Source organism: Cellulomonas rhizosphaerae (assembly GCF_003470205.1).
In the GTDB taxonomy this organism is placed as follows: domain Bacteria; phylum Actinomycetota; class Actinomycetes; order Actinomycetales; family Cellulomonadaceae; genus Cellulomonas; species Cellulomonas rhizosphaerae.
The window spans coordinates 19,307-35,297 of record NZ_QWKP01000223.1 but is presented as its reverse complement, the minus strand read 5'-3'; the positions used below and the strand labels follow the sequence as shown (position 1 = coordinate 35,297).

General features: G+C 72.0%; 15 protein-coding genes. 10 read left to right on the top strand and 5 right to left on the bottom strand.

All coding sequences use genetic code 11. The annotated features are described in order from the left end of the window. The first annotated feature begins 6 nt into the window (after window positions 1–6). Genes D1825_RS17345 through D1825_RS17335 form a run of 3 tightly spaced genes read left to right on the top strand, consistent with a single transcriptional unit; the run spans window position 7 to window position 3,871 of the window. On the top strand, window positions 7–936 hold the full coding sequence (locus D1825_RS17345; protein WP_118768672.1) for a carbohydrate ABC transporter permease: 930 nt from the start codon (window positions 7–9) through the stop codon (window positions 934–936). Between the two features lies 1 nt (window position 937). Beyond that, complete coding sequence (locus D1825_RS17340; RefSeq protein WP_118768671.1) at window positions 938–1,807, top strand: carbohydrate ABC transporter permease; 870 nt, start codon at window positions 938–940, stop codon at window positions 1,805–1,807. Window positions 1,808–1,831: 24 nt separating this feature from the next. After that, complete coding sequence (locus D1825_RS17335; RefSeq protein WP_233549964.1) at window positions 1,832–3,871, top strand: glycoside hydrolase family 2 protein; 2,040 nt, start codon at window positions 1,832–1,834, stop codon at window positions 3,869–3,871. Between the two features lie 4 nt (window positions 3,872–3,875). Here D1825_RS17335 and D1825_RS17330 read toward each other — a convergent pair whose 3' ends face one another. Then, a complete protein-coding gene (locus D1825_RS17330; RefSeq protein ID WP_118768669.1) occupies window positions 3,876–4,448 on the bottom strand; it encodes a class I SAM-dependent methyltransferase in 573 nt (190 codons plus the stop codon). A gap of 70 nt (window positions 4,449–4,518) precedes the next feature. Between D1825_RS17330 and D1825_RS17325 the strand changes: the two genes are divergently transcribed. Then, a complete protein-coding gene (locus D1825_RS17325; protein WP_118768668.1) occupies window positions 4,519–4,833 on the top strand; it encodes an SHOCT domain-containing protein in 315 nt (104 codons plus the stop codon). Here D1825_RS17325 and D1825_RS17320 read toward each other — a convergent pair. Continuing rightward, the gene (locus tag D1825_RS17320) at window positions 4,830–5,267 is read right to left on the bottom strand and encodes a DoxX family protein (protein ID WP_118768667.1); all 438 of its coding nucleotides are present in this window, start codon (window positions 5,265–5,267) and stop codon (window positions 4,830–4,832) included. The two genes, D1825_RS17325 and D1825_RS17320, sit on opposite strands and share 4 nt — an antisense overlap. A gap of 90 nt (window positions 5,268–5,357) precedes the next feature. Between D1825_RS17320 and D1825_RS17315 the strand changes: the two genes are divergently transcribed. Further along, window positions 5,358–6,680: an APC family permease gene (locus D1825_RS17315; protein WP_118768666.1), complete on the top strand. Its 1,323-nt coding sequence runs from the start codon at window positions 5,358–5,360 to the stop codon at window positions 6,678–6,680. A 1-nt stretch (window position 6,681) separates the two neighbouring features. Here the strand turns inward: D1825_RS17315 and D1825_RS17310 are convergent, their stop codons facing one another. Next, complete coding sequence (locus D1825_RS17310; protein WP_118768665.1) at window positions 6,682–8,136, bottom strand: helix-turn-helix domain-containing protein; 1,455 nt, start codon at window positions 8,134–8,136, stop codon at window positions 6,682–6,684. A gap of 124 nt (window positions 8,137–8,260) precedes the next feature. On the opposite strand from D1825_RS17310, the gene D1825_RS17305 reads away from it, so the two are divergent. The 3 genes from D1825_RS17305 (at window position 8,261) to D1825_RS17295 (ending at window position 12,047) form a co-directional block, all read left to right on the top strand. Beyond that, complete coding sequence (locus D1825_RS17305) at window positions 8,261–10,108, top strand: phosphoenolpyruvate carboxykinase (GTP) (RefSeq protein ID WP_118768664.1); 1,848 nt, start codon at window positions 8,261–8,263, stop codon at window positions 10,106–10,108. 102 nt (window positions 10,109–10,210) lie between these two features. Further along, window positions 10,211–11,686 (top strand): NAD-dependent succinate-semialdehyde dehydrogenase, encoded by a 1,476-nt coding sequence (locus D1825_RS17300; protein WP_118768663.1) that lies wholly within the window; start codon window positions 10,211–10,213, stop codon window positions 11,684–11,686. Between the two features lie 52 nt (window positions 11,687–11,738). Then, window positions 11,739–12,047, top strand: a complete 309-nt coding sequence (locus D1825_RS17295) for a YtxH domain-containing protein (protein ID WP_118768662.1) — start codon at window positions 11,739–11,741, stop codon at window positions 12,045–12,047. A 19-nt stretch (window positions 12,048–12,066) separates the two neighbouring features. Here the strand turns inward: D1825_RS17295 and D1825_RS17290 are convergent, their stop codons facing one another. Beyond that, window positions 12,067–13,437 (bottom strand): APC family permease, encoded by a 1,371-nt coding sequence (locus tag D1825_RS17290; protein WP_118768661.1) that lies wholly within the window; start codon window positions 13,435–13,437, stop codon window positions 12,067–12,069. A 28-nt stretch (window positions 13,438–13,465) separates the two neighbouring features. After that, window positions 13,466–13,954 (bottom strand): gluconokinase, encoded by a 489-nt coding sequence (locus D1825_RS17285; protein ID WP_118768775.1) that lies wholly within the window; start codon window positions 13,952–13,954, stop codon window positions 13,466–13,468. 93 nt (window positions 13,955–14,047) lie between these two features. On the opposite strand from D1825_RS17285, the gene D1825_RS17280 reads away from it, so the two are divergent. After that, window positions 14,048–15,331 carry an MFS transporter gene (locus D1825_RS17280; RefSeq protein WP_118768660.1) on the top strand — a complete coding sequence of 428 codons (1,284 nt, stop codon included), beginning with the start codon at window positions 14,048–14,050 and terminating at the stop codon, window positions 15,329–15,331. Between the two features lie 76 nt (window positions 15,332–15,407). Further along, entirely contained in the window at window positions 15,408–15,956 is a 549-nt protein-coding gene (locus D1825_RS17275) for a D-alanyl-D-alanine carboxypeptidase family protein (RefSeq protein ID WP_158580769.1), read from the top strand. Window positions 15,957–15,991 lie beyond the last annotated feature (35 nt).

Sequence of the window (15,991 nt, the reverse complement as noted above, 5' to 3'; positions counted from 1 at the left end):
AATCCGTTGACACTCGCACCAGCCGCCCAGCGGGCGCAGGCGCCGTCAGCCACGTCGCGACGGAGACCGCACCGGTCTCCGTCGCGGCGGAAGCTGGCGCCCTACGTCTTCGTCTTCCCGTTCATCGCCCTGTTCCTGGCGTTCGGCGTCTACCCGATGCTGTTCACGCTCCAGCTCAGCTTCACCGACTGGCGCGGCTCCGGATCGGCGCAGTGGGTCGGGTGGGGGAACTACACCTACCTCCTGACGAACCCGGCGTTCTGGTCGTCGCTCGGCAACTCCGCGGTCATGTGGCTGCTCATCGTGCCCGTGCAGATCGTCGTCGCCCTGCTCGTCGCGGTGCTCCTGGACAACGCGAAGACGCGCATGCGTGGCTTCTACCGCGTCGCGTTCCTCGTGCCGTTCGTGACGCCACTCGTCGCGGTGGCGCAGATCTGGGTGGTCGTGTTCGACCAGCAGTACGGGGCCGTGAACTCGGTCCTCAACGCGCTCGGCCTGCCCGACGTCGGGTGGCTCACGACGAGCATGTGGGCGAAGCCCACGCTCGCGCTGCTGTTCCTGTGGAAGACGACGGGCTTCATCGTGATCATCCTGCTCTCGGGGCTGCAGTCCATCGATCCCACGGTCTACGAGGCGTCGTCGATCGACGGCGCGTCGCGGTTCCGGCAGCTGCGGAGCATGACGCTCCCGCTCGTCCGTCGGACCCTGATGTTCGCCGTGGTGCTCCAGACGTTGGCCATCTTCCAGATGTTCGCCGAGCCGTACGTCGTCACGGACGGCGGTCCCTACGGGTCGACGACCACCGCGGGCCTCTACCTGTACGACCACATCACCCGGGCCGACCTGGGTACGGGTGCGGCCAACTCGTTCCTGCTCGTGATCGTCGTCATGGTGCTCTCGCTCGGGTTCGTGCGCCTGCTCCGGTCGGAGGACTGACATGACCTCTCCATCCGTCACCATCCGCCGTCGCCTGCCGAGCGTCGTCACCCAGGTCTTCCTCGTCGTCCTGGCGCTCGCGTTCCTGGCGCCCGTCGCGTGGGCCGTGATCTCGGCGTTCAAGCCTGCGGCGCAGATCATCAACGACCCGCTCGGGTTCGACCCGTCGAGCGCGACCCTCGACAACTTCACGCGGATGTTCGCCGACGTGCCGATCGTGCGCGGCTTCGTGAACACCGCGATCGTCCTGGCGCTCAAGGGGAGCCTCACGCTCTTCTTCGCGCCGCTCGCCGCCTACGGGTTCGCCAAGTACGACTTCCGCTTCAAGGGCCTGCTGTTCGGCACAGTCCTCATCACCCTCATGCTCCCGACGATCGTGCTGATCATCCCGCTGCTGCTGGAGATGAAGGAGCTCGGCTGGGTCAACACGTACCAGGCCCTGGTGCTCCCCGGAGCGGTGGACGCCTTCGCCATCTTCTGGATGCGGCAGGTGATCGCGGCCGTCCCGAACGAGCTGCTCGACGCGGCGCGGGTCGACGGCTGCACCGAGTTCGGCATCTTCTGGCGGATCGTCCTGCCGGTCATCCGGCCGGCGCTCGCGGGCCTCGCCGTGCTCACGGTGATGAACATCTACAACGACTTCGTCTGGCCGGTGGTGATCGCGAGCTCCGACCGGATGGCGACCCTGCAGGTGGTGCTCTCGTCGCTCGCGCAGAACATCACGGGCAACCGGATCGGCGCGGACTACGCGACGGTCACGGGCGAGCTCCTGGCGGCGGCGTCGATCGCGCTCGTGCCCCTGCTCCTCATCTTCATCGTGCTCCAGAAGCACTTCATCAACGGCATCCTCGCCGGCAGCGTCAAGGGCTGAAGCCCGCACATGAAAGGCACCACCATGACCTCAGCCCTTCCGCGCGCCGAGTACCCGCGCCCGGACCGCGACCGATCGGCCTCGTGGCTGTCCTTGAACGGCGAGTGGGACTTCGAGTCCGAGGCCGGCCCGACGACGATCGTCGTCCCGTTCGCGTGGGAGACAGCGGCCTCGGGCGTGGCCCGGACCTGGATGGAGCGCGGCGTGTACCGCCGGACCGTCGCGGTGCCCGCCACCTGGGGCGAGGCCCGAGTCGTGCTGTGCTTCGGCGCGGTCCACCACAGCGCGCGCGTCCTGGTGGACGGGCACGAGGCCGGCACGCACGTCGGCGGCTACGACTCGTTCGAGATCGACGTCTCGGACCGCGTCCGCCCAGGTCAGGGCTTCGAGCTGGTGGTCGAGGTCGACGCTCCCGCCGACAAGCGGGAGATCCCGCACGGCAAGCAGCGCTCGATCCCGCGCGACGACTACGACGGCGTCTCGTTCACGCCGACGTCGGGCATCTGGCAGAGCGTGTGGCTCGAGGCCCGGGGGCGGACGTACCTGGCCGAGGTGGCCGTCCGGGGCGACTCGCTCACGGGGTTCGTGGTGTCGGGTCGCCTGGTCGGCGACGCTCCTTCGTCTGCGCGGGTGCTCGCACGGCTGGGCGCGACGTCCGTCGAGCTCGAGCGCGCCGACGACGGCGGCGTGACCGGCCACCTCCCGGTGCCCGAGCCCCGGCTGTGGTCCCCCGCCGACCCGTTCCTGTACGAGATCGAGCTGGAGACCGCGGGCGAGCCCGACGATCGCGTGGTGGTGACCGCAGGACTGCGCCGGATCGAGACGCGGGGCGAGCAGCTGTTCCTCAACGGCGAGCGCCTCTACATCCGCGGCGTGCTGGACCAGGGCTACTGGCCGGCCACCGGCCTGACCGCGCCTACCGAGGCGGACCTGCTCCGCGACCTCGAGCTGGCCGCGGAGCTCGGCTACAACCTCGTCCGGAAGCACATCAAGCTCGAGGAGCCGCGCTGGCTGCACCACGCCGACCGCGCGGGCATGCTCGTCTGGGCCGAGCCGCCCGCACCGAGCCGGTTCACGCCGGCGGCGGCCGACGCGTTCGGGGCGCAGCTCGCTCCGATGGTCGAGCGCGACGGCAACCACGCGTCGATCGTCGTCTGGGGACTGTGGAACGAGGAGTGGGGCCTCGACTGGGACATCCCCGGCAGCCCCGAGCGGGCCGCCGCCGCGGCGCACGCCTACGACGTGCTCCACGCGCTCGACGACTCTCGACCGATCGTCGAGAACTCCGGCTGGGCGCACGTGCGGACCGACCTCGTGGACTGGCACTACTACGACGACGACCCGCAGCGCTGGGCGGACAACCTGGCCGCGATGGCCGCGGGCACGCTCGAGCACTTCGAGGTTCGGCTCGGCCCGGACTTCGTCGTCGACAAGTCGCTGTACGGCTCCGCGGACCACCCCCGGACCGGCGTCCCGATCCTCAACAGCGAGTACGGCGCGGGCTTCACGAGCCTGGAGCGCGCGTGGAGCATGCGCTGGCAGACCCAGGAGCTGCGCCGTCACGACCGGTTCGCGGGGTACGTGTACACCGAGCTCGCGGACGTCGAGCACGAGATGGCCGGCGTCGTCGATGCCGACCGGCGACCCAAGGACCGTGGCGGGCTCGTCCCCGCGCACGTGAACGCGACGACGACGCTGGTCGTGGACCTCGTGCCCGCGCACGCCGGGGCGGACATCCCGCTGCCGACCGAGTCGCTCACGCTCGACGTGCACGTGTCGCACCATGGGGCGTCCCCCCTGGCCGGGCGGGTGCGCGCGGCGTGGTCGACGCCGGGATCGTCGTCGGCCGCGGACGTCGCCACCGTCGCCGAGTCGGACGCCGTCAAGGCCGAGCCGTTCCTGCTCTCCGAGGTGGTGACGCTGCGGATCCCCGCTCCAACCGGGGTGTCCTCGGCACGGCTGCACCTGTGGTTCATCGATGACGCAGACGTCACGCAGGCGTCCACGTTCGTCGACGCGGCGCCGATCGAGGAGCCGAACCGGCGGGGCGCCCGGCGCCCCTGAGCGCCTACGCCCGGCTGACCAGCAGGTAGCGCTCGTCGTCGATGGCCCCGCCCCACAGGGCGGGGTCGTCGAGCCGGGTGACCGCGGCCTCGCCGCGCTCGGCGAGCACGAGCGCGCGCGCCTCGTCGGCCCGGAGCCCCGCTCCGGTCCGCCACCGGCCCTCGACCAGCACGAGGATCCCGTCGTCGGCCAGGAGCCGCACCCACCGACGCAGCGCCGCCGCCGGATCGGGGAGCGCCCACAGCACGTGACGCGACAGCACCACGTCGAACCGGCCGTCGTCCCACGGCGGCGCGGACGCGTCACCGACCGCGAGGTCGACGGCCAGCCCGGCCGCCTTGGCGCGGGCCCGGGCGATCATCCGCGGTGAGAGGTCGATGCCGCTCACCGAGTGCCCGGCCCCGGCCAGCAGGACGGCCAGGCTCCCGGTCCCGCACCCGATGTCGGCGACTCGGGACTCCGGACGGGGCATCAACGGGAGCAGGAGGTGCTGCCAGGCGGCGCGGACCGTCGGGTCGGTCAGGCCGTGATCCGGAGAGTCGTCGAAGGTGTCCGCCTGCTCGTCCCACGACGTCATCGGGTTTCTCTCCTCTGCGAATCACGAGCTGCGCTAGATTCCCCCCACGTCGACGTCGCAGGGGGATGACATGGCCGAGCCGGAGCTGCCGGGCTACTTCGTCGCATTCTTGGTGCTGTTCGGGATCGCCTTCGTCGCGGTCGTGATCTTCATGATCGTGTCCGTGACCAAGAACGTCCGCGTCGCGCGCCGGGGCGGCATGGACCCGTGGACCACCCAGTCCGAGCTCGCGGTCCGCGCGGCGAACAGCCAGATGCTGGCTCCCGCGGCCGCGACCCAGACGCTCGAGCAGCGGCTCGCGGAGGTCGACGACCTGGCCCGACGAGGCGTCATCAGCGCCGACGAGCACTCCGCCGCCCGCGCACGGATCCTCGCGGGCGGCTAGCTCGCGCCAGCCTTGCGCCGAGCCCGCAGGGTCCGGATGCTGTCGCACGCCACCAGTGCACCGGCCACCAGCACCGGCTGGAACACCAGCCGCACGGCCCGCTTGGTGTCCGTGTCGAGCCCGAACCCGTCCTTGTGCTCGACGAGCTGCGCGATGTTCCCGGGGAACACCCCGACGAAGAACGCGGCCGCCGCCACGCCCACCCAAGCCCGGGCCGGCTGCCGCCAGGTCGCAACCAGCGTGGCACCGAGCGCGATCTCGGCGACGCCGGACGCCAGCACGACGAGGTCGGGGTCGGCCGGGAACCACGACGGGACCTGCGCCTGGAACTCCTCGCGCGCGGTGGTCAGGTGCGACGTGCCGGCGAACAGCAGCCCTGCGCCGAGGGCGACCTGACCGGCGACGCGCGCGACGGAGGCGGGGGTGGTGGTCATGGACCGATCCTCGCCGACGCGACAGCGGACCGCGCGATCTCGGGTGCTCGCTGGCGTGCGGGCCCGCAGGACCGCGCACATACTCGCCCGATGACAGCCACCGACACCTCCGAGGCGCCGACGCGCCTGTCCCGCTCGGTGACCGGCCCGCTGCTGTTCTTGTTCATCCTCGGCGACGTGCTCGGCGCCGGTGTGTACGCCCTGGTGGGCGTGATGTCGGCCGAGGCCGGCGGCATGATCTGGGTCCCCCTGCTCGTCGCGCTGTGCATGGCTCTGCTGACGGCCGCCTCGTACGCCGAGCTCGTCACCAAGTACCCCCGCGCGGGTGGCTCGGCGGTCTACGCGCAGCGCGCCTTCGGGCGGCCCGTTGTCTCGTTCCTGGTGGGGTTCAGCATGCTCGCGGCTGGCGTGACCTCCGCCGCCGGCCTGTCGCTCGCGTTCGCGGGTGACTACCTGGGCGAGTTCCTCGACCTGCCCGCCGTGCCGACGGCACTCGTGTTCCTGGCGCTCGTCGCCGCGCTCAACGCGCGCGGGATCAAGGAGTCGCTGCGCGCCAACGTCGTGATGACCACCATCGAGCTGAGCGGGCTCGTGCTCGTCGTGGTCCTCGGGGCGATCGTGCTGGGCCGGGGCGACGGCGACCTGTCCCGCCTGACGGAGCTGCCGGAGGGCACCGGCCTCGCCGCTGCGACGCTGGGCGGCGCGCTCATCGCGTTCTACTCGTTCGTCGGCTTCGAGACCTCGGCCAACCTCGCCGAGGAGGTGCGCGACGTGCAGCGCGTCTACCCGCGAGCGCTGTTCGGCGCCCTGCTCACGGCCGGCGTCGTCTACCTGCTCGTCGGTGTCGTCGCCCCGGCGGTGGTCTCCCCGGCGGACCTGCAGGCGTCCAGCGGGCCGCTGCTCGAGGTCGTCAAGGCGGCCGGCGGGGTGCCGCTGAAGCTGTTCGCCGTCGTCGCGCTCGTGGCTGTCGCGAACGGCGCGCTGCTGACGATGATCATGGCGAGCCGCCTCACGTACGGCATGGCCGAGGAGGGGTTGCTGCCTGCGGTGTTCGGGCGGGTGCTCCCGGGCAGGAAGACGCCGATCGTCGCGATCGTCGTCACCACGGTCGTCGCGATGCTCCTCACGACGACGGGGTCCCTCGAGGACCTCGCCTCGACCGTCGTCCTGCTGCTGCTCTTCGTCTTCCTCAGCACCAACGTGGCGGTCCTGGTCCTGCGCCGCGACGACGTCGACCACGCGCACTTCCGTGCCTGGACGCCGCTGCCCGTGCTGGCGATCCTCACGTGCCTCGGCCTGCTGACCCAGCAGGAGGCGAAGCACTGGCTGCTCGCCGGGATCCTGCTCGCGGTGGGCCTGGTCCTGTTCTTCGTCGCGCGCAGGACGACGACGAAGGAGCCGACCGCGAGCTGACCTACTCCGCTCGCGGCGCGTGGCGGTCCAGGAACGTGTAGACCTCGCGCGCGTCCACCCCGGGGAAGGCCCCGGTCGGCAGTGCGGTGAACACCTGCTGGTGGATCCGGGCGCTCGGCCACGACGCATCCTGCCAGCGCGCTGCCGACGCCGCGGCGGGCCGGCGGCAGCACCCCTCGTCGGGGCAGGTCGAGGTGTGGCGCACGGACGTGTCCCGGCCCCGGAACCACGAGGCCGACGAGAACGGCACGCCGACCGCGAGCGCCATCTGGCCCGTCGTGCCCGAGCCGGTCTGGGTCGAGCACCAGAACGTGCCGGCCGGGGTGTCGGTGTACTGGTAGGACTCCGACGAGCGGTCGCGGCGGGTCAGCGCGCGGCGCACGCCCCAACTGCGGCACACGAGCTGGCCCTCGATCGCGCCCGTGACGTCGGTCGGCAGGGGCAGCCCGTCGTTGGCGTACGCGCGGTAGATCGCGCCGTCGCCGCCGATCCGCACGAAGTGCACGGGGATGCCGAGGTGGTGGGTCGCCAGGCTCGTGAACCGCTGCGCCGCGGCCTCGTGCGTCACGCCGAACGCGTCGCGCAGGTCCTCGATCGCCAGGTCCTTCTCGCGCTTGTGCTGCTGCAGGTGCGCGACCGTGGCCGTCTCCGGCATGAGCGCGCACGAGGCGAAGTAGGTGATCTCCATGCGCTGGCGCAGGAAGTCGTCGTACGAGGTCGGCCGCTCGTGGCCCAGCACGCGGTGCGCGATCGCCTGCAGCGCGAGCGAGCGCAGTCCGTGCCCGCCGGGGGTGGACGCGGGCGGGAGGTAGATGCGGCCGTTGGCCAGGTCGGTGACCGTGCGCGTCGAGCTCGGCAGGTCGTCGACGTGGATGATCGCGAACCCGAGCTGCTCGGCCATCCGGGACACCGCGCGGTGCGTGAGGGCGCCCGAGGTGTAGCCGGCCTTGCGCACCATCGCCTCGGCGACCTTCTCGATGTCCGGCAGGTAGTTGTCGCGCTCCTGGCGCTCGAGCCGGATCTGCGTGTTGGCCCGACGGGCCTCCTCGGGGGTCGCCACCGACTCGACGTCGCGCCGTGCGAGCTCGGCGTGCAGACCGACGAGGTGCTCGAGCACCGGCAGCGGCAGGGACTTGCCCGGGCGGACGGTCGGCAGCGCGAGCCGCTCGAAGCCCGCGGAGCGCTGGGCACGGTCGAGCGCGATCTCGAGGGCCGCCCGCCGCGACGGGGGCTCGGCGTCGAGAAGGTCGGCGACGGTGACGTCGAGCGCGTCGGCGATGCTCCGCAGCAGCGCGAGCCGGGGCTCACGGTGCCCGTTCTCGACGAGCGAGAGCAGGCTCGGCGTCACGCCGACCTTCTCCCCGAGCGCGTCGAGCGTCAGGCCTCGCGTCGTGCGCAGGTGGCGCACGCGCCGGCCGAGCACGAGGGAGTCGCCCTCGTCGTCCGATGTCGTCACAACCTGACCGTACGTCAAGAATGCCCATCCTTGACACGCAAAGTGCACGGCAATCGGCGCGACCTTGACGCAACGATGGATCTAGCGACGGGCCGGCCGAGGCCCGCGGAAGGAGACCGCCGACATGACCACGCTGGCCGACGCACCCGCCCGCACCTCCGTCACCGACGTCACCGACGCCGCCGGCACGGGGGTCCACGCCTGGGTCGCCGCCGTCGCCGAGCTCACCCAGCCGGACGCGGTCGTCTGGTGCGACGGCTCGGACGACGAGCGCCGCGCGCTGGTCGCGCAGATGGTCGGCACCGGCACGCTCCTCCCCCTCGACCCGACGCTGCGCCCCGGCAGCTACCTGGCGCGCTCCGACCCCGACGACGTGGCTCGCGTGGAGTCGCGCACGTTCATCTGCGCGCAGGACCAGAGCGACGCGGGCCCGACGAACAACTGGCGCGAGCCGGGCGCGATGCGCACCGAGCTCGACGGCGTGTTCGCCGGCGCCATGCGCGGGCGGACGATGTACGTCGTCCCGTTCTCGATGGGGCCGGTCGGCGGGCCGCTGTCACACCTCGGCGTGCAGGTCACCGACTCGCCGTACGTCGTCGTGAGCATGAGCGTGATGACCCGCGTCGGCCGCGCGGTCCGCGAGCTCGTGGATGCTGGCGCCCCGTTCGTCCCCGCGGTGCACTCGGTCGGTGCTCCCCTGGCGCCCGGGCAGGACGACGTCGCATGGCCGTGCAACCCGACCAAGTACATCGCGCACTTCCCCGAGACGCGGGAGATCTGGTCGTTCGGCTCCGGCTACGGCGGCAACGCGCTGCTCGGCAAGAAGTGCTTCGCCCTGCGGATCGCCTCGGTGATGGGGCGCGACGAGGGCTGGCTCGCCGAGCACATGCTCTTGATCCGCCTGACCGCGCCGACGGGCCGTCGCTACCACGTGGCCGCCGCGTTCCCCTCGGCGTGCGGCAAGACGAACCTCGCGATGCTGCGCCCCACGCTGCCCGGCTGGCGGGTCGAGACCATCGGCGACGACATCGCCTGGCTGCGCCCCGGCCCCGACGGCACGCTGCGCGCCATCAACCCCGAGGCAGGCTTCTTCGGCGTCGCGCCCGGCACGGGCGAGGCGACCAACCCCGCGGCCATCGAGACGCTGGGCCACGACACGATCTTCACCAACGTCGCGCTCACACCCGAGGGCGACGTGTGGTGGGAGGGCCTGACCGACGAGGCGCCCGCGCACCTGACCGACTGGACCGGCCGTCCCTGGACACCCGAGTCCGCGACCCCCGCGGCGCACCCGAACTCGCGGTTCACGGTCGCCGCAGCGCAGTGCCCGACGATCGCCGACGGCTGGGACGACCCCGAGGGCGTCGCGCTCGACGCGATCATCTTCGGCGGCCGTCGGGCCACCAACGTGCCGCTCGTCGCGCAGGCCGAGAGCTGGGAGCACGGGGTGTTCATGGGCGCGACGATCTCCTCGGAGCGCACCGCCGCGGCGGAAGGGCTGGTCGGCGAGCTGCGTCGGGACCCGTTCGCGATGATGCCGTTCTGCGGGTACGACATGGCCGACCACTGGTCGCACTGGCTCGACGTGGGCGCGAGCCTGGAGCACAAGCCGCTCGTCTTCGGCGTCAACTGGTTCCGCAAGGACGACGCGGGCCGGTTCATCTGGCCCGGGTTCGGCGAGAACTCGCGCGTGCTCGCGTGGGTCGTCGACCAGGTCGACCGTGCGCGGGGGCTCCGCACGGACGTCGGCGCGGTCCCCAGCCCGGTGGGCCTGCTGCCCGCCCCCGGCGTGCTCGACACCGACGGCCTCGACCTGTCCGCCGACGCGCTCGCCGCGCTGTTCGAGGTCGACACCGACTCGTGGGCGCTCGAGGCCGACCTGACGCAGGAGTTCTTCGCGATGTTCGGCGACCGCGTGCCGCCCGCGCTGCACGCCCGCCTCGCGCACCTGCGCGCCGCCCTGGGCGCCTGACTCCGTTCTTGTGTTCAGCGTTCCTCACGCATAGCGGCAGGAACGCTGAACACAGGCCGCTGCCGACGGGTGGAGCGCGGCGACTCGGGGCACGATCGGAGGGTGACGAGTTCTGAAGCCGAGTCCGACCTGCTGGCGCGCGTCCCCGACGGGCTGTTCATCGGGGGCCGCTGGCGCCCGGCCGAGGACGGCGCGACGCTGACGGTCGCCGACCCGTCGTCGGGCGAGACCGTCAAGACGATCGCCTCGGCGACGGTGGCCGACGGCATCGCCGCGCTCGATGCCGCGTCCGAGGCGTTCCCCGCCTGGGCCGCGACGCCGCCGCGCGAGCGCGCGGAGATTCTTCGTCGGGCGTTCGACCTGCTGCAGGAGCGCAAGGACGACGTCGCGCTGCTCATGACGATCGAGATGGGCAAGCCGCTGGCCGAGTCGCGAGGCGAGGTCGCCTACGGCGGGGAGTTTCTCCGCTGGTTCAGCGAGGAGGCGCCGCGGATCCAGGGCCGGTACGGGACCAACCCCGAGGGCAGCGGGCGGACGATCGTCTCGCAGCACCCCGTGGGGCCGTGCTTCCTCATCACGCCGTGGAACTTCCCGCTCGCGATGGCGACCCGCAAGATCGCGCCCGCGCTGGCCGCGGGCTGCACCGTGGTGGTCAAGCCGGCCGCGCTCACGCCGCTGACCACGCTGTTCTTCGCCCGGATCCTCGAGGACGCGGGGCTGCCCGCGGGCGTGCTCAACGTCGTGACCACATCGTCGTCCGGGCCGCTCTCGGAGGCGATCATCTCCGACCCACGGCTGCGCAAGCTCTCGTTCACGGGTTCCACGCCCGTCGGCCAGCAGCTGCTCAAGCAGGCCGCCGACGGCGTGCTGCGGACCTCCATGGAGCTGGGCGGCAACGCGCCGTTCGTCGTGTTCGACGACGCCGACCTCGACGCGGCCGTCGCTGGGGCGATCGCCGCGAAGTTCCGCAACATCGGGCAGGCCTGCACCGCGGCCAACCGGTTCATCGTGCACCGGTCGGTTGCCGAGGAGTTCTCCCGCCGGGTGACCGAGAAGGTCGCCGGGTTCGTCGTCGGGCGCGGCACGGAGGACGGCGTGACCGTCGGGCCGCTGATCGACGACCGCGCGGTCGAGAAGGCCGACTCGCTCGTCCGGGACGCGGTGGAGCGCGGCGCCACAGTCCGCACGGGCGGGGCCGTGATCGACCGGCCCGGCTCGTACTTCGAGGCCACCGTGCTCGACGACGTGCAGCCCGGCAGCAAGATCCTGCGCGAGGAGATCTTCGGGCCCGTGCTGGCGATCGCGACGTTCGACGACGAGGACGACGCGATCCGGCTCGCCAACGACACCGAGTACGGCCTCGTCTCCTACGTCTACACGCGGGACCTGGCGCGCGGGCAGCGCCTCATCGAGCGCCTCGAGACCGGGATGATGGGCCTCAACGTGGGCGTCGTGTCCAACGCGTCCGCGCCCTTCGGCGGCTGGAAGCAGTCCGGGCTGGGCCGCGAGGGCGGCGCCGAGGGCATCCACGAGTACCTCGAGACGAAGTACACGCTCACGCCCGACCCGTTCGCGTAGTCGCCGACCCCTGCTTAGGCTCGCGGCAGGACGACTACCGAAGGAGCGCACTATGAAGGGCAAGGTCGCATTCGTCGCCGGAGCCGGGCTGGGGTACCTCCTGGGCACCCGCGCCGGCCGTGGGCAGTTCGACAAGCTCCAGGCGTGGGCCGGGGACATGTGGAAGGACCCGCGTGTCCAGGGGTACGTGCAGGACTTCGAGGTGCAGGCGCGGCAGTTCGCGCGCGACCAGGGCGCGGTGCTCAAGGACCGCGCGGTCGACGCCGCATGGTCGGCGATGGGGCAGACGACCAAGACCCCTGCCGACCCCGACGAGATCGTGGTCGAGGACGAGCTGGACCCGAACGCTCGGCGGTTCTGAGGGGCGTCGCACCGGGCACTCAGCTGCGCTCGCCCCGGCTGATCGCCCAGCGGTTGACCAGGTACAGCACCACGCCGATCGCCAGCAGGATCCCGGCGCGCAGGTAGACCGACCCCTCGCGCCCGGTGAGCGGCGAGGCGAGCACGAGCGACACGATCGCGCCGAGGACCGGCGCCCACGTGGGGGCGCGGAACGGCTTGGCGTCGTCGCCCTCGACCTGCTCGGCGGCCTCGTCGTCCGCGTCCGCGGTGCGACGCAGGACCAGGACGGAGACGTTCACGGTCGCGAACACCAGCAGCAGGAGCAGCACGGTCGTGTCCGCGAGCCCGGCCAGGTCACCCGTGGCGACCAGGGTCATGGCGATCAAGACCGTGAACGCGATGGCGACGTACGGCGTCTGGCGGCCCGCGTGCACCCGGGAGAAGACCCGCGGCACGATGCCCTCGTTGCCCATCCCGTAGACCAGGCGCGACGCCATGATCATGTTGATCAGCGCGGTGTTCGTCACGGCCAGCAGCGCGATGAGCGCGAACAGCTTGGGCGGGAACGTCAGGCCCGCGACCTTGACCACCTCGAGCAGCGGCCCGGTCGAGCCTGCGAGCGTCTCGGTGTCGACGAGCATCGTCGACGTGAACGCCACCCCCAGGTAGATCAGGCCCGCGATGATCAGGCCGCCGAACAGGGCGCGCGGGAAGTCGCGGCGCGGGTGCCGGGTCTCCTCGGCGAGGTTCACCGAGTCCTCGAAGCCGAGCAGCGCGTAGAACGCCAGGCCGGTCGCGCCCAGGATCGCGATCCACGGTGTGCCCTCGGTGGTGATCTCCATGGCGCGCGACGGGTCGCCGTCACCCTGGACGAGCGCGACGACGCCGATCGCCAGGATCACGATCAGGCCCGACGCCTCGATGATGGTCAGCACCACGTTGACCTTGACCGACTCCGAGATGCCGATGACGTTCACCGCGGTGATGACCAGCAGGAAGAACCACGCGGCGACCAACGTCGGGACGTTGATGAACTCCGCGAGGTAGTCGCCGCCGAACGCCCTCGCCGCCGCGCCCGCGCTGGTGATGCCGGACATCAGCACCGCGAACGCGACGAGGAACGTGACGAACGGTCGCTTGAACGCGCGCTGCGCGTAGAGCGCGGCGCCCGCGGCCTGCGGGTAGCGGCCGACGAGCTCCGCGTAAGCCGCTGCGGTGAGCGTGGCCAGCACGAACGCGCACAGGAACGGGATCCAGATCGCCCCGCCGACCTCGCCCGCGACCTTGCCGGTCAGCGCGTAGATGCCCGCGCCGAGGATGTCCCCGACGACGAACAGCAGGAGCACCTTGCGGCCGATGGCCCGACGCAGGGTGGGGTTGGCGGTGTCGGTCTCGGCCTCGGTGCTCACGCGAACCTCCCTCAAGGGCTGATCCTCGTCAGTGTGGCCTTGACCTCCGCTGTGCGCGCGCTCTGAGGGCTGCGTCCGCCACGTCCCTGGGGGTCCCGACGACCGGGACGTCCACGCCGGCCTCGTCGGGGCCCAGCTCCTCGAGGGTCGCGAGCTGCGAGGCCAGGAGCGTCGCGGGCATGAAGTGCCCGGCGCGTGCCTCGAGGCGGCGGGCGAGCTCGTCGGGCGGGACCACGAGGTGTACGAACCGCACCCGGCCGTGAGCCTCGCGCAGCACGTCGCGGTAGGACCGGCGCAGCGAGGAGCACGCCACGACCGTGTCCCCGCCGGCCGCGTCCATCGCGTCGCGGATCAGGGCCAGCCACGGGGCGCGCTGCTCGTCGGTGAGCGGGATGCCCGCGCGCATCGACTCGACGTTCGCGGCGGGGTGCAGGTCGTCGCCCTCGATGAACGTCGCGCCGAGCCGCTCGGCGACCAGCCGGCCGACCGTCGTCTTGCCCGTCCCGGACACCCCCATGACCACCACGTGCTCGCTCACGCCCGCCACCCTAGGGGCCGCCGGGTGTGGACGGCGGCGGAGGTCGTGAGCACGGGCAACTAAACTCGCGCGGTGCCATCCCTCGTCGTCGACACGACGCCGCTCCGCATCAGTCCCGCCTTCCGGCGGCTCTGGTTCGGCCTGTCGATCTCGAACCTCGGCACCCAGCTCACGGTCGTCGCGGTGGGCTTGCAGGTCTACGGCATCACCGGCTCGACGTTCACCGTCGGCATCCTGGGACTGTTCGCGCTGATCCCGCTCATCGTCTTCGGGCTGTACGGCGGTGCGATCGTCGACCACTACGACCGCCGCAAGGTCGCGCTCTACGCGTCGCTCGTCAGCTGGGCCGTCATCCTCGTGCTCGCGATCCAGGGGTGGGCGGAGAACGAGCACGTCGGGCTGCTGTTCGCGCTGGTCGCGCTCCAGTCCGGGGCCAACGCCGTGAACGCGCCTGCGCGCAGCGCGATCATCCCGCGCCTGCTCGAGCCCCGGCTCATGCCGGCCGCCAACGCGCTGCAGGCGATCGGCTTCCAGACCGCGCTCACCGTCGGCCCGCTGCTCGGCGCCGCGCTGGTCGCCGCGTTCGACTACGGCCTGGCGTACACGGTCGACTTCGTGCTCTTCACGTTCGCGCTCGCGGCCGTGTTCCGCCTGCCTCCCGTGCTGCCCGAGGCCTCGTCGACCCGCCGTGCGCGCGTCGGGATCGGCTCGATCGTCGACGGGCTGCGCTATCTGGGGACCCAGAAGAACGTCCGCATGACGTTCGCCGTGGACCTCATCGCGATGATCGTGGCGATGCCGCGCGTCGTGTTCCCGGCCGTCGGCATCTGGTACCTCGGCGGGGGCGCGACGACGACCGGCATCCTCACCGCCGCGCTCGCGGTGGGGGCAGTGCTGTCCGGCACGTTCTCCGGCGGGCTCGCGCGCGTGCGGTGGCAGGCGCGCGTCATCACGTTCGCGATCACCGGGTGGGGGCTCTCGGTCATGGCGTTCGGGCTGGTGCTCGTGGCGGTCGGGCGCGACAAGCCGGACCACGTGCTGGGGGCCGCGCTCGCGATCGCCTGCTGCACGTTGGTCGCGGCGGGCGGGGCCGACGAGATCAGCGCGATCTTCCGCCAGACCATCCTGCAGACCGCCACGCCCGACGACATGCGCGGGCGGCTGCAGGGCGTGTTCATCGTCGTCGTCGCGGGTGGTCCACGCCTGGGCGACCTGTGGATCGGGTCGATGTCCGAGTGGGTCGGCGAGGCGTGGGCGGTCGTGATCGGCGGGTCGCTGTGCGTGGTCCTGCTGTGGCTGCTCGTGCGGTGGCAGCGCTCGTTCTGGGCCTACGACGGGCGCAACCCGGTCGCGTGAAAGACCCACCCACGGGTGGACCCGGTCGATCCCGGGGGCTGATGTGCCGCGCGCCTCTGTCGACGAGCCTGGTGCGGTGACGACCTACATCCATGGCCGGCCCGAACGGGTGGTCCGCCGCCGACGCCGATCGGCGATCGTGCTCGTCGTCGTGCTGCTCGTCGCAGCCCTCGCGGGCCTGCACCTGGCGGACTCCTCGGACGCGGCCCCGGCCTCGTCGACGCCCTCGCTCGGCAAGGAGCCGGCCCTCGCGGGAGTCGACGACGAGCTCGCCCGCCGGTTCACCGCAGCGCAGGCGGCGGCGGCCGACGACGGGATCGCCCTGACCCTCACGTCGGGCAAGCGGACCGCCAAGGAGCAGCGCGCGCTGGTCGCCGCGGCGGAGAAGAAGTACGGCTCCAAGGCCGAGGCGCACCGCTGGGTGCTGCCCGCGCGGTCGTCGGCGCACGTCGAGGGACTGGCGCTCGACGTCGGCCCGACGTCCGGCGCGCTGTGGCTCGAGGAGCACGGGCTCGAGTTCGGGCTGTGCCGGACGTACGCGAACGAGGTGTGGCACTTCGAGAAGCTGCCAGACGGCCGCGACACGTGCGCGCCCATGCACCCGGACTCCTCGTCGGGCTGGTGACCGGTCCGCGACCCGTGGGGGCCGCGGACCGGTCG